Below are 12,946 nucleotides of genomic sequence, written 5' to 3' on the forward strand. Positions count from 1 at the left end.
GGTAATTATGAAAGGTATTATTTTAGCAGGTGGTAGTGGTACAAGGCTTTACCCTAGCACTTTAACTTTATGTAAGCAACTTTTGCCAATTTATGATAAGCCTATGATTTATTATCCAATGTCTGCGTTAATGCTTGCTAAAATTCGTGAAGTTTTGATAATCTCAACTCCTAAAGATATAGATAAATTTAAAGAGCTTTTTGATGATGGATCTTGGCTTGGTATGAGAATGGAATATCTTATTCAACCTAAGCCTGAGGGTTTAGCACAAGGATTGATTTTAGCACAAGATTTTATAAAAGATGATGATATGGCTTTGATTTTAGGGGATAATATTTTTTATGGGCAAGGATTTAGCGAATTATTACAAAGCGCCAAAGAAGAAACCAAAAAGGGTTATGCTAGTATATTTTCTTATCATGTGAAAGATCCAGAGCGTTTTGGCGTTGCAAAGATTTCCAAAAATGGAGAAGTATTGAGTTTAGAAGAAAAGCCAGAAAATCCCAAGAGTAATTATGCAGTAACAGGACTTTATTTTTATGATAATTCTGCTATTGAAATAGCAAAAAATATCAAACCTAGTGCTAGAGGAGAGCTAGAAATCACTGATGTAAATATAGAATATTTAAAACAAAATAGATTAAAATCACAAATTTTAGGGCGTGGTTTTGCTTGGATTGATACAGGCACACATGATAGCCTAATAGAGGCTTCTGAATTTGTCCAAACCATAGAGCTTAGACAAGGCTATAAAATAGCATGTTTAGAAGAAATTGCCTTTAGAAACACTTGGATTGGTGAAGAAAAATTATTAGATCGCGCAAGATTGCTTGATAAAAGTGGCTATGGAGCATACCTTAGAAAATTATTAGAACAAGGTATTTAAATGAATAATATTTTAATCACTGGTGGAGCAGGATTTATCGGATCAAATTTCATTGAGTTTTATTTGCAAAAACACCCCAATGATAAAATTGTTAATCTTGATTTATTAACATATGCAGGGAATTTAGGGAACTTAAAAGATGCTAGTAGTAATAAAAATTATACTTTTTATCAAGGCGATATTTGTGATGCAAAATTAGTAGAAAAAATCATCAATACACATAAAATTAATATTATTATCCACTTTGCTGCAGAATCCCATGTGGATAATTCTATTGCCAACCCCGATGTATTTATTAAAACAAATGTAAATGGAACTTTTAATCTTTTGCATAATGCCTATAAAGCATGGTTTGATGAGCCTTTTAAGGCTAAAGCAGGATTTAAAAATACTTTGTTTTATCATATTAGCACTGATGAAGTTTTTGGAAGCTTAGGAATAAGTGGTTATTTTAGCGAAAGCACTCCTTATGCGCCAAATTCCCCTTATTCTGCCTCTAAAGCTTCTAGTGATATGCTAGTAAGATCTTTTCATCACACTTATGGTTTAAATGCTGTGATTTCAAATTGTTCCAATAATTATGGAGCTAAACAACACGATGAAAAACTAATCCCTACTATAATCCGTAAAGCATTAAATGGAGAAAATATCCCTATCTATGGTGATGGAAAAAATATTAGAGATTGGCTTTATGTGAGAGATCATTGCGAAGCGATTAATAAAATTTTAGAATTTGCCTTACAAAGCAAAGAAAACTTTTTTGATAGTTTTAATATAGGTGGTAATGAAGAGTGGCAAAATATAGATATTGCTAATTTAATCTGTGAAATTTTAGATGAAAAATTTCCAAAAGAAAAACCTTTTAAAGAACAAATTGCTTTTGTAAAAGATAGAGCAGGACACGATAGGCGTTATGCAATTGATTCTTCAAAATTACAAAAAAAACTTAGCTGGAAACCTAAAGAAAGCTTTAAAAGCGGAATTTTAAAAACTATTGAATGGTATGTGGAAAAATATAAAGGCAAATTGTGAATTATAAAATATTAAATTTTAATACAAAAAGCGATAATAGAGGAAGTTTAATAGCTTTAGAAAATTTAAAAGAAATTCCTTTTGGGATAAAGAGAATTTATTATATTTATGATACTAAGCCAGAATTTCCAAGAGGAGCTCACGCGCATAAGGAGTTGGAACAAGTTTTGATTATGATAGATGGATCATGTGAGATTGTTTTAAATGATGGAAAAAATACTCAAAGTGTGATTTTAAATCGTCCAGATATGGGACTTTTTATAGGTAAAAATATATGGCGTGAAATGAAAAACTTTTCTTATGGGGCAAAATTACTTGTAATTGCAAGTGATTTTTATGATGAAAATGAGTATATTAGAGATTATGATTTATTTTTGAGGGTGGTAAATGATACATAAATTAGCAGATGTTCAGAGTGAAAATATAGGGAGTGGCACAAAGATTTGGCAATTTTGTGTAGTTCTTCCTAAGGCAATTATAGGCGAAAACTGCAATATCTGCTCGCATTGCTTTATAGAAAATGATGTTAAAATTGGAAATAATGTTACCATTAAATGTGGAGTTCAAATTTGGGATGGGATAGAAATAGAAGATGATGTCTTTATAGGGCCGAATGTAACCTTTTGTAATGATAAATATCCAAGATCTAAGCAATATCCTAAGGAATTTTCTAAAACAATTATTAAAAAAGGTGCCAGTATAGGAGCAAATGCAACTATTTTACCAGGTATCACTATAGGGGAAAACGCTATGGTAGGAGCTGGAGCTATCGTCACTAAAAATATTCCAGCATTTACAAAAATTTTTAACAATGTGAAGCATGTCAAGCAAATTTTATTAGCGGGGGGGGGGGGATAATCTCCTAATTGTTCTATTTTGTAAGCTTAAGATGTAAAAGGCTATACAATGGTTAAATTTGTATAGCAGGGAAAAACGATATTGCGGTCAATGCATTAGAGTTTTTATTAAAGAATTTTTATAGTTGTGATGAGATAGCAATTATTCCTAATGTAATAGATGATGGTAGCGATACTTGGCAAAAATCTCTAGTGAGATGTGCCAAAAAGAATAATATAAAAATAATAAATTTAGAAGAGGCTTATAATATTGAAAATTTACTGTTTATATCTTTAGAATTTGATAGAATTATAAAGCCTAGTAATTTTTTAACTTCAAGATTATTTAATATTCATTTTTCGTTGTTACCTAAATATAAAGGAGTTTATACCTCTATAATGCCTATTTTATTTGGAGAGGCTAAAAGCGGAGTAAGTCTGCATCGTATTGATGAGGGTATTGATACGGGTGCAATCATTGCTCAAAAGAGCTTTAAAATAGATATAAATGATAGTGCTAGGGACTTGTATTTTAAATATTTAAAAAATGACTTTCTTTTATTTAAAGCAAATATTGATAAATTAATCGGAAATAACTTTATAGCAATTCCGCAAAATAATTTAGAGTCAACTTATTTTTCTAGAAAAGAAATTGATTTAAATTTTGAGATTAATTTTAATAAAACTAGTTTTCAAATTCATAATCAAATTAGAGCTTTTATATTTAGAGAATATCAGTTACCAAAAATTAAGGATAATAGAATCTGTCAATCAATTTTAACAAATGAATTTGTGGGTAAAAGAGTTTTTGAAGAATATGAAAATAGGTTTGAGATTTCTGGTATAGATGGATTTAGAGTGGTGTGTTATAAAAGCATGGATTAATATTAGAAATGTTAGAATTTTTTAAATTTAGGCAATTTTGAGGTATTTGAGTGTTTAAAATTTCAATCATTATGGCTTGTTATAACTCTGCTGCTTATCTACAGAGAAGCATAGGTTCTGTTTTAAAACAAACTTATCAAAATTGGGAATTAATATGTGTAGATGATGAATCTAATGATGGAACATATGATAAGTTGTTGGAATTTTCTAGAAAAGATAATAGAGTAAAAGTTTTTAGTAAAAAGAATAGTGGAATGGCTGCGCCTAATTTTAATTTTGCATTAGATTATGTTAGTGGAGATTTTATATTTGTATTGGGACATGACGATGAAATAAATAGTATTTGTTTGGAAAGTTTTATAAAAAGATATGATGAAATAGGAGATGAAGAGATAGATGCTATTGTGCCTAGAAGTGTAATGCACTTTCCAGAAGATACAAGGAAAAATTGGATGTTATGTGGCATAGATAGAAAGTTAGAGACAGAAAATAAAGTATTAAGTGGTTTGGAAGCTTTTGAGTTAAGTATTTTTTGGAAAATATCTGGTTTTGCCTTTTTTAGAGCAGATATTGTCAAAAAGCTTGGTTTCTATGAAGAAGGTATGAATGGTGATGAATATTCATGTAGAGAGTTTTTTTTAAACTCTAGAAAAGTGGCTTTTGTTAGAGAGGGAATTTATAAATATTATCAGCTAGAAACAAGTATTACCAAAAAGCTGAGCCCCAAAATTTTTGATACCTATAAGACATTTTATAGGTTGGAAGAATTGGCTAAAAAAAATAACCTTAAGTCATCTTTGATTAAAAAAATTAATAAAGAAAGATATGCGCAGGCTTATAATTTATGGGAAAAATATTTGAAAAATAAGTATCTTTTTTCACAAGAAGAGTTACAAAAGATAGAGAGGCATTTTGAGGAAAACTATCGACTTTTAATGCCATATAAAACTTTTAAAGATTTGTTTTTTAGAAAAAGTAGGGATAGGAGGGGCAAGTCTATCGTGATTCTTGATAGCCTAAAATTCTATTATAAAAAGTTAAAAAATGTCTAAAATTTCCATTTTAACTCCTTGTTATAATCATGAAAAATATATTAAGGATTATTTACAGAGTGTATTAAATCAAACTTTTGGTGATTTTGAATTAATTATCGTTGATGATTGTTCTAGTGATAGAAGCGTAGAGGAGATAGAGAAATTTCATGATAAGAGAATTAAGCTAATAAGGCACTCTTTTAATAAAGGTATCAATGCAGGTTTAAATACAGCATTTGCAAATTCTAGTGGAGAGTTTATTGTCTTTATGGCAAGCGATGATGTATTTATGCCTAATGCCTTAGAGGTTTTGTATAAGGCTTTAAGCCAAAGTGAAGCGATAGTGGCATATCCTAGAACTTTATGGATTGATGAAAACAATAAAATCATCAAAACAAATCATAAAGAAGCTTATCAAGATAGAATAGAGCTCTTACATCATTTTTTTATGAAAGGAAATGGGCTTACTTCGCCTGGAATGATGATTAAAAGGGAGTTTTGTGACTTTTTTCCTTTGCAAAATTCCATATGTAATCAGCAAGATACACAAATTCACATTGATTTGCTTTTAAGAGGAGAGCCTATTTTTATAGAAGAACCACTTATAAAATATAGAAGAGATTCTAAAGGTGGAAATATTAGTAGTATTAGTTTATCTACACAAATGCGGGAGAGCTTGGAAAAGTCTAGCGTTATGGATACTTTTTTGCAATGCAAAGATATTGAACTTTTAAAAAAGATATTTAAAGATGAAATTAAAATGCTTGATTTTGAGCCATCTAGTGATATTTTAGAATTTTTTATGGGCAGAATGGCACTTTTATCGCCTAAAAAAGAACAACAAGTTTGGGGTTATCATAAAATTATGCACTTTTATAGTGATATAAAAAATGTAGAAATTTTAAAAGAAAAATATAGCTTTACTTTTAAAGAATATTTGGGATTGGTAAAAGAAATAAAACAAGATGAAATAGTGCAAAAATATAAAAAATATAAGAAGCTTTTTAATGAAAGTGTGGCTTTGATTGTCGTTTTAACGATTGTTATAATATGGCTAGGAGTAAAAAATGCGTGATGATTTAGTGATTATTAGAGTGGATGGCGGTATTGCAAGTCAAATTGATTTTATAGCACTTGGACTAGAGTTTGAGGCAAGAGGACATAGGGTAAAGTATGATATTAGTTGGTTTGAAGAGTGTGGGGGGGGGGCATATAATATGAAAAATGGCTATGATAAGTCCTATGATATTACTTTTGATATTCCAAAAGCATTCCCTAAAATTAAATGTGATATAGCAACAAAAGAGGAAATAGAGCATTATAGGAAAAGATATTTTATTGATGATGAAGAGGTTGCAAGATATATTCCTCCTTTGTATGTTGGCGGTTATTTAGGGAGAAATTACAGTGTAAAATTTAAGAATTTTTTAATTGATAATTTTGTACCAAAGGAAGTAGAAGAGAGCAATACAGCCTTTTATTTGCTATTAACAGATATTATGAATACAGATTCATGCGGAATACATATTAGAAGGGGTGATTTGGCTAAACCTCATTTTTACTATGGTAATCCAATAAGCGTTGATTATTTTGCGAAAAATATAGAGCTTGTATTAAAATTACAACCAAAAACCACTTTTTATCTTTTTAGTGATGATTTGCAATGGATAGAGAAATATATTGTCCCCTTATTTGGTCATAGTAAATTTAGAATATGTAATGTTAATAGTGCAGATAAGGGTTACTTAGACCTTTATCTGTTAAGTAAGTGTAAATTGATGATAGGTTCACAAGGCAGTATGGCAAGATTTGCTAAAATTTTATCTCCTAGCGATCCATTGTTAATAGTTCCAAGGCAAATAAAAATGAAAAATACAATTGCAACATGCTGGAATGAGGATGATATACATGAGGGTTATAAAGCAGATCCAGTTAATCTAACGATATTAAATAAGATTCGTCTTAAGTTATTCAAATATTTAAGAAACAAACTGATGCAAAAAGGAATTTTATAATGATACCCTTTTTAGATCTACACAAAATTAATCAGCGTTTTGAAGAAAAAATAGAGCAGGTTTTTAAAGAAGTTTTGGATAGTGGCTGGTATCTTTTAGGAGAAAAAAATAGGATTTTTGAAGAGAATTTTGCAAAATATTGTGGGGTAAAAAGATGTATAGGTGTAGCAAATGGACTAGATGCGTTGCGTTTGGCAATAAAAGCCTATGAATTTCCACAAGATAGCGAGATAATCGTCCCTGCCAACACTTATATAGCTTCTATTTTGGCTATTAGTGATTGCGGGTTGAAACCTATTTTAGTGGAACCAAGTCTTGAAACATATAATATTGATGTGGATTTAATTGAAGAAAAAATTACCCCAAAAACTAGAGCGATTTTAGTGGTGCATTTATATGGGCAAGTGGTGGAAATGGCAAAAATTTGGGAGCTTGCAAAGAAATATAATTTAAAAATCATTGAAGATAGTGCTCAAGCTCATGGTGCAATGTATCAAGGTAAAAGAGCAGGGAGTTTAGGAGATGTATCAGGGTTTTCTTTCTATCCGGGTAAGAATCTTGGTGCATTGGGTGATGGAGGTTGTGTTACTACAAATAATGAAGATTTAGCTATTAAAATTAGGGTATTAGGAAATTATGGCTCGCTTGTAAAATATGAAAATATTTATAAGGGGTTAAATTCGCGACTTGATGAGATCCAAGCAGCTATTTTGGATATAAAATTAAAAAGTTTAGATGAAGATAATAAAAGGCGTCGCCATATCGCAAAAATCTATCGAGAAAATATAAAAAATGATGCTATTGTTCTCCCGCAAACTTATGATGAGAAAGCACATGTTTGGCATTTGTTTGTAATCCGCACGCAAACTAGGAAAAAGTTACAAGAATACTTAAAGGCTAGAGGCATTCAAACGCTTATTCATTATCCTATCCCACCCCATAAACAAAATGCTTATAAAGAGTGGAATAGCCTTAGCTATCCCATTACAGAAAAGATTCATAAAGAAGTCTTGTCTTTGCCTATTTCTCCTATATTAACAGATGATGAAGCGTATAAAGTGGCGGAAGCTGTAAATTACTTTAATTGATATTTTTACCCTGCTATCGCATAAGCGCGCATTTCGCGTATCACGCTAACTTTAATCTCTCCTGGATATTGCACTTTGCTTTCAATCTCTTTTGCGATTTCTCTAGCAAGCAGATAGGATTCATCATCACTAATCTCATCGGCTTTGACGATTACGCGTATTTCGCGTCCTGCATTGATTGCATAGGCATGGAGCACACCAAGCTTAGAAGTGGCAATGCTCTCTATCTCGCTAACGCGTTTTAGGTAGGTTTCTAGCACTTCACGCCTTGCACCTGGGCGTGCAGCTGAAAGTGCATCTGCTGCACAAACTGCGGCTGCTTCTATGCTTTTTATCTCTTCATCGCCATGGTGAGAGAGAATTGCATTTAATACGGTGGGGTGCTCGTTATATCTTCTGCAAATTTCAGCACCTAGTTCTACATGTGTTCCTTTAAATTCATGGGTGCGTGCCTTGCCTATATCGTGCAGTAATCCTGCACGCGTTGCAAGTAAGCAATCTCCCCCAAGCTCTGCTGCAATGATCCCTGCTAAATTTGCAACTTCTAGTGAGTGTGCAAGTGTATTTTGTCCATAGCTTGCACGGTAGCGGAGCTTTCCGATAAGCTTTTTGATTTCAGGGTGTATATTGTTTAGTCCTAGATCAAAAGTAATTCTATCGCCTTCATTATAGATTTCCTCCTCAAATTCATCATAGCATTTTTGATAGGTTTCTTCTATTTTAGAGGGTTGTATTCTTCCATCTTCTACTAATTTTTCTATGGTTTTTACAGCGATGGCTCTGCGATAGAGGTTGTGTGAACTTACAATAATAACACCCGGAGTATCATCAATGATAATATCCACACCACAAATCATTTCTAAAGATTTGATATTGCGTCCTTCTTTGCCTATGATTCTAGCCTTTAAATCATCACTTGGAAGCACGATTGTGTGGATGAGGCGTTCTGCTGCAAATTCTCCTGCAAAGCGTGTTGTGGCTTGTGCTAGGATAAAATTCGCTTTTTGTTTGATTTCTTTTTTGGCTTCTTCTTCGTAAGTTCTTGCGAGTTTTGCAAACTCATGTTTGTATTCTTCTTTTAGTTGTTCTAGCAAGATTTCTTTGGCTTCATTTTTAGAGAGATAGCAAACATCTTGGGCTTTATGGATAAGCTCTTCTAGGGTTTTTTTGTATTGTTGTTTTAGATGTTTGATGGCTTTTTTATCATCTTGTAAGATGCGTTTTTCTTTTTCTAATTCTAGTTTTTCTAATTCTAGTTTTTGTGTGGCTTTTAATTTTTCCTTTTCAAATTGCAAGTTTGCATTTTTATATTTTTCTTTTTCTTCTAGCTCCAATTCCTTTGCCTTGATTGTGGCTTCTTGTAGCTTCCTTTCTGCTTCGTGTTCAATTGCTTTTGCTTTAGCTTGTGAGTTAGCTAAGAGAACTTCAGAACTACTGCGTGAGAGCCTCTTTGATATGATGTAGCTTCCTCCTCCTGCTAGAAATGCGGAGAGAATGGAGCTTGTTACAATCCAAGTTACCATGGTTTTTCCCTTTAAGTTTCAAGGATAAAAAAGGTGTGATAAATGAAGAAGCTTGTATGTCGTGAGATTGTGTAATGGAAGAATGAGTATAGTTGAAAGCACGACAAATAAAGATATTATAAGGTTTATTTTTTAAAGAGTAAAAAGCTCTATCATACATACCTTTACCAAATCCTATGCGTTTAAAATTTTGATCCATTCCAATTACAGGTATTATAGCTATATCTATTTTTTTGCTGGGATTAGAAGAATTTGGAGGCTCATAAACTCCAAATGCTTTTTTCTGTAATGGAAGTCTAAATTTTACCATTTTAAAGCCAAAATTGTGCATAAAGGGAAGAAAAATTTTAACATTTTGTTGCTTTTTGTAATAGTAAAGTAGTTTTTTGCAATTAAATTCTAGCGCCAAAGGGTAATAAAAAAGGATATTTAATGGCTTATTACCCTTTTTTAGTTTATTATTTTTAATAATATTATGCAGTTCTTTTGTGAGTTGTTTTTGGATTTTATAATCCAGTGCAATTTTATTTTTAGAATGCTTTATTTTTGTGAGCTTATCTTTAAAAAGTTGTCTAAAAATCGCTTTTTGCACTTTTATTCCTTTTGTTTAGTGAGATTATAAGGGTTATAAAAACAAAGCATTGTATCAAAAGAAGTGCAAAATGCAGGTAATAAACTTGCAAAATCTTATCTTTAATCTCTAAAGATTCTAATATAAAATAAAAGCAAAATGCTAAGAAAAGTCCTGCTAAATAGCCGCTTTGTTTGAGTTTGTCAAAGTTGGCTAGAATCTCTTTTTGATGAAAGATTAATGTTTCGCTTCGCACAAGATAATCCCCAAAAATAAAGCTAAGCTGATAAAGACTATAAACTAAAATAGCCCCTTTAAATGTATTTGGAAATAATAAAAAGGCTAAAACATATAAAAAGGGGATAATTTCTATAAAAACCAAAATTTTTTTATAGGGTTTTTCTTTTATGAGTTGTGTATAAAATAGGGTTAAAATAAAAGCACAAAGTGCAAGCAAAATGCCCCCTATGGAATAAACTTTAGGGGGTAAGGGCGAATAGATAGTAAAAATAGTTCCCAAAGCAACCCCACTAAAAAGGGAATTACTAAACTTATATAAATAATAAAAGGGTAATAAAAAATTTTGCATTAGAATCTATATTTCACTCCCGCTCCAAATGTGGTTTCAAACTCATAAAGATAATATCCACCACTTGCAACTACTGCATTTTTATGCCCTGTTAGATTGTTTGCAAAAGTATAAAACTCCCAGTCTTTTTTTGTATAGCTAATCGTTGCATTTAGGCTTTGATAATTTGGCATTTTTTCGCTCGTGTTAGTAAAATCATCATAATCATAAGCTCTAGAACCATATTTATAAGAAAGTCCAAGATTGATAGAGGGTAATGGGAGATAGTTTGCACTTACCACAAAAGTGTGTTGTAAGATTCCGGGAATTTCTTTGTTGTAGTAGGCATTTTCTTTATTTTTGGCTTCTACATATGCGTAGCTAAGAGTAGAGTAGAAATTGCTTGCATAATGCGTGGTAAATTTACCTTCAAATCCTATTCTTTGGGTTTTGCTTAGACTTTTGTTTGTGAAAGTGTTTGGTTCATAAAAGGCTTCATTTTTTCCTTCTATAAAAAAGAGCGAAGTTTCTAGTCTATGTAATCCAAAAAAGCTTGTTTGCCCTATTTGATAGGTGTCAAATGTGGCGGTTTTAATGAGAGGATTAAGCTTCCCGCTAAAATCAAACATATAATCTACATTAGGGGCAATAAAACTTCTAGTATAGGAAGCAAAAAGGCTAATTTGTGGGTGAATTTTATAAGAGATTCCAAGTTCTGCACCCATTTTGTTGTCTATGCTTTTAGAATCGGCTAGTTTGGAATTGATGTGATTAAAAGAGAGCCCCCCGTTTAGCGTAATGTCATCAAAGTATTTTTCGCTATTTGCATAAAAAAGTGCTTCTTTTACATTTGCCAGATTGCTTTGGTTGTCTCTTTTGCTGTTTTTTAATGTATTACCGAATTCTACCAAGTAAGAGTTATTTTGATATTTTGTATTAAAAATAGTATAGAGTGAGTTTCCCTCCATTTTATTATTGAAATTTACAAAATCACTTTCACTTCTTGTAGTGCCAAAGTTAAAATCACTTACAAATCCATTACTAGAAAAATAGCTTAAAGCTGCATTGTATTGCAAAGTCCAGTATTTTTGCTGTGTGAAAGTATCGCCACCCCATAGTGGTGGTGTAGGAGGTTGTGTGGGGTCTTTTATAAATTGTTCTTTTGTTAGAGGGTTTGCATATTTTATGCCATATTTTGAATAGTTGAATGTTGTTTTTAAAAGCAAATCATCGCTAGGTGTGTAATAAAGCGAAAAACCTCCATTTTTGTTATAGCTTCCATCTTTTTCATCTTGTGTGATATTTCTAGAGCCTTGTGTGTTTTGGTATTGTCCATAAACACCTGCATTTAGATTGTTTGCTACATGACGCATAAAGATTTGTGAATTAGCACTTTTGTAGCTAGAGTAGCTAAAATGAAGTTGTTTAAAATCTTTGCTTGAAGTGGTAATTTTTAGAACCCCACTCGTTGCCCCATTGCCATATTTTAGGGTATCTCTGCCCTTTAAAATCTCTATTTTAGCAACAGCATCTAAAGGGATAGAGCTTAAAAGAATAGGAGTTGAATCTATATTGTTATAATAGATTCCATCTATTACAATAGCAAGATTTTTATGTCCATTGATACCAAAGCCCCTTAAATCAATGCTTTGATTATAGGGGTTACCATAGTTTGTGTGGATATTTAATAAAGAATGCTTAGAGAGGAAATCATAAAGCGTTTGGGAGTTGCTTTGTGCGATTTCTTCACTTGTAAATTCTTCTTTAAAACCTTCCTCTTTTTGTGTTGTGTCAAAATAGGACTTTAGATTATGTGCTTGTTGCGATTTTTCTTCTAGGCTTGCATTTTGTGCTTGCAGGCTAAGAGTGCTATGCAAAACTAAGATGGCAGCAAGAGAAAAGTATCTCTTAAAGCCTTTTGTCTTTAGTTGTCTGTATTTTTTCATCTTTATGATTTCCTTGTCTAGTAAAATAAAAGTGTAAATTATATAGTATTTTTTAAAAAAGTATTGACTTATGCTAAAAGTTTTGCTAAAATCACACTTCATTTTTAAAAATGCTGGTGTAGCTCAGTTGGTAGAGCAGCTGCCTTGTAAGCAGCAGGCCGGGGGTTCGAGTCCCTTTACCAGCTCCATTTTTTCAGTGTTTGACCAGTTTAAATAATTGGGGTGAGATACTCAAGTGGCCAACGAGGGCAGACTGTAAATCTGCTGGTTCTACCTTCCGTGGTTCGAATCCACGTCTCACCACCATTAATAGCCATTGCGGGAGTAGCTCAGTTGGCTAGAGCATCAGCCTTCCAAGCTGAGGGTCGCGGGTTCGAGCCCCGTTTCCCGCTCCATATATACTGGGAGCTGATTCTACATAAAGTTTATTTATTTCAATCAGCCTAACACTATTAAATTTATTGTTAAAAATGTGATTTTTGCCCATATAGCTCAGTGGCAGAGCACTTCCTTGGTAAGGAAGAGGCCGGCGGTTCAATCCCGCTTATGGGCTCCAGTTTTT

General features: G+C 32.2%; 13 protein-coding genes and 4 tRNA genes. 13 read left to right on the forward strand and 4 right to left on the reverse strand.

What is annotated here, in order from left to right; translation table 11 throughout:
• The first annotated feature begins 7 nt into the window (after positions 1-7).
• The 9 genes from rfbA to EBF09_RS03000 all read left to right on the forward strand — a co-directional run bounded on the left by rfbA (position 8) and on the right by EBF09_RS03000 (position 7,776).
• The gene (gene rfbA / locus EBF09_RS02960) at positions 8-886 is read left to right on the forward strand and encodes a glucose-1-phosphate thymidylyltransferase RfbA (RefSeq protein ID WP_121763663.1); all 879 of its coding nucleotides are present in this window, start codon (positions 8-10) and stop codon (positions 884-886) included.
• Positions 887-1,918 (forward strand): dTDP-glucose 4,6-dehydratase, encoded by a 1,032-nt coding sequence (gene rfbB / locus EBF09_RS02965; RefSeq protein WP_121763664.1) that lies wholly within the window; start codon positions 887-889, stop codon positions 1,916-1,918.
• Entirely contained in the window at positions 1,915-2,316 is a 402-nt protein-coding gene (locus tag EBF09_RS02970) for a sugar 3,4-ketoisomerase (RefSeq protein WP_121763665.1), read from the forward strand. The genes rfbB and EBF09_RS02970 overlap by 4 nt, the downstream gene beginning before the upstream one ends.
• Positions 2,306-2,776, forward strand: a complete 471-nt coding sequence (locus tag EBF09_RS02975) for an acyltransferase (protein ID WP_121763666.1) — start codon at positions 2,306-2,308, stop codon at positions 2,774-2,776. The genes EBF09_RS02970 and EBF09_RS02975 overlap by 11 nt, the downstream gene beginning before the upstream one ends.
• A 191-nt stretch (positions 2,777-2,967) precedes the next feature.
• Positions 2,968-3,639, forward strand: coding sequence for a formyltransferase family protein (locus EBF09_RS02980; protein ID WP_232817637.1), 672 nt, complete (start codon positions 2,968-2,970; stop codon positions 3,637-3,639).
• Positions 3,640-3,689: 50 nt separating this feature from the next.
• Complete coding sequence (locus EBF09_RS02985) at positions 3,690-4,691, forward strand: glycosyltransferase family 2 protein (protein WP_121763668.1); 1,002 nt, start codon at positions 3,690-3,692, stop codon at positions 4,689-4,691.
• The gene (locus EBF09_RS02990; protein ID WP_121763669.1) at positions 4,684-5,748 is read left to right on the forward strand and encodes a glycosyltransferase family 2 protein; all 1,065 of its coding nucleotides are present in this window, start codon (positions 4,684-4,686) and stop codon (positions 5,746-5,748) included. The genes EBF09_RS02985 and EBF09_RS02990 overlap by 8 nt, the downstream gene beginning before the upstream one ends.
• On the forward strand, positions 5,741-6,688 hold the full coding sequence (locus EBF09_RS02995) for an alpha-1,2-fucosyltransferase (RefSeq protein ID WP_121763670.1): 948 nt from the start codon (positions 5,741-5,743) through the stop codon (positions 6,686-6,688). Before EBF09_RS02990 ends, EBF09_RS02995 begins: the two co-directional genes overlap by 8 nt.
• Positions 6,688-7,776, forward strand: coding sequence for a DegT/DnrJ/EryC1/StrS family aminotransferase (locus EBF09_RS03000; RefSeq protein WP_121763671.1), 1,089 nt, complete (start codon positions 6,688-6,690; stop codon positions 7,774-7,776). The genes EBF09_RS02995 and EBF09_RS03000 overlap by 1 nt, the downstream gene beginning before the upstream one ends.
• Positions 7,777-7,781: 5 nt before the next feature.
• On the opposite strand, the gene rny is transcribed toward EBF09_RS03000, so the two are convergent.
• Genes rny through EBF09_RS03020 form a run of 4 tightly spaced genes read right to left on the reverse strand, consistent with a single transcriptional unit; the run spans position 7,782 to position 12,384 of the window.
• On the reverse strand, positions 7,782-9,299 hold the full coding sequence (rny, locus tag EBF09_RS03005; RefSeq protein ID WP_121763672.1) for a ribonuclease Y: 1,518 nt from the start codon (positions 9,297-9,299) through the stop codon (positions 7,782-7,784).
• A complete protein-coding gene (locus EBF09_RS03010; protein WP_232817638.1) occupies positions 9,208-9,891 on the reverse strand; it encodes a 5-formyltetrahydrofolate cyclo-ligase in 684 nt (227 codons plus the stop codon). Before EBF09_RS03010 ends, rny begins: the two co-directional genes overlap by 92 nt.
• Positions 9,872-10,459 carry a hypothetical protein gene (locus tag EBF09_RS03015; protein ID WP_121763674.1) on the reverse strand — a complete coding sequence of 196 codons (588 nt, stop codon included), beginning with the start codon at positions 10,457-10,459 and terminating at the stop codon, positions 9,872-9,874. The genes EBF09_RS03010 and EBF09_RS03015 overlap by 20 nt, the downstream gene beginning before the upstream one ends.
• Positions 10,459-12,384: a TonB-dependent receptor gene (locus EBF09_RS03020; RefSeq protein ID WP_121763675.1), complete on the reverse strand. Its 1,926-nt coding sequence runs from the start codon at positions 12,382-12,384 to the stop codon at positions 10,459-10,461. Before EBF09_RS03020 ends, EBF09_RS03015 begins: the two co-directional genes overlap by 1 nt.
• A gap of 112 nt (positions 12,385-12,496) precedes the next feature.
• Between EBF09_RS03020 and EBF09_RS03025 the strand changes: the two genes are divergently transcribed.
• From EBF09_RS03025 to EBF09_RS03040, 4 genes are all read left to right on the forward strand, one after another.
• Positions 12,497-12,572, forward strand: a tRNA-Thr gene (locus EBF09_RS03025).
• Positions 12,573-12,605: 33 nt separating this feature from the next.
• Positions 12,606-12,690 (forward strand) — tRNA-Tyr (locus EBF09_RS03030).
• A gap of 12 nt (positions 12,691-12,702) precedes the next feature.
• Positions 12,703-12,779 (forward strand) — tRNA-Gly (locus tag EBF09_RS03035).
• 86 nt (positions 12,780-12,865) lie between these two features.
• Positions 12,866-12,940: transfer RNA gene (locus EBF09_RS03040), tRNA-Thr, on the forward strand.
• The last annotated feature ends 6 nt before the right edge of the window (positions 12,941-12,946 follow it).

Origin of the sequence: Helicobacter burdigaliensis, from assembly GCF_003670295.1 — a bacterium.
GTDB classification, from domain to species: Bacteria; Campylobacterota; Campylobacteria; order Campylobacterales; family Helicobacteraceae; genus Helicobacter_D; species Helicobacter_D burdigaliensis.

Bases quoted from the DNA above. Each gene is read 5' to 3' on its own strand.
- EBF09_RS03020 (WP_121763675.1), bottom strand. From the start codon at position 12,384: ATGAAAAAATACAGACAACTAAAGACAAAAGGCTTTAAGAGATACTTT.
- rny (WP_121763672.1), bottom strand. From the start codon at position 9,299: ATGGTAACTTGGATTGTAACAAGCTCCATTCTCTCCGCATTTCTAGCA.
- EBF09_RS03015 (WP_121763674.1), bottom strand. From the start codon at position 10,459: ATGCAAAATTTTTTATTACCCTTTTATTATTTATATAAGTTTAGTAAT.
- EBF09_RS02995 (WP_121763670.1), top strand. From the start codon at position 5,741: ATGCGTGATGATTTAGTGATTATTAGAGTGGATGGCGGTATTGCAAGT.
- rfbA (WP_121763663.1), top strand. From the start codon at position 8: ATGAAAGGTATTATTTTAGCAGGTGGTAGTGGTACAAGGCTTTACCCT.
- EBF09_RS02990 (WP_121763669.1), top strand. From the start codon at position 4,684: ATGTCTAAAATTTCCATTTTAACTCCTTGTTATAATCATGAAAAATAT.
- rfbB (WP_121763664.1), top strand. From the start codon at position 887: ATGAATAATATTTTAATCACTGGTGGAGCAGGATTTATCGGATCAAAT.
- EBF09_RS02975 (WP_121763666.1), top strand. From the start codon at position 2,306: ATGATACATAAATTAGCAGATGTTCAGAGTGAAAATATAGGGAGTGGC.
- EBF09_RS03000 (WP_121763671.1), top strand. From the start codon at position 6,688: ATGATACCCTTTTTAGATCTACACAAAATTAATCAGCGTTTTGAAGAA.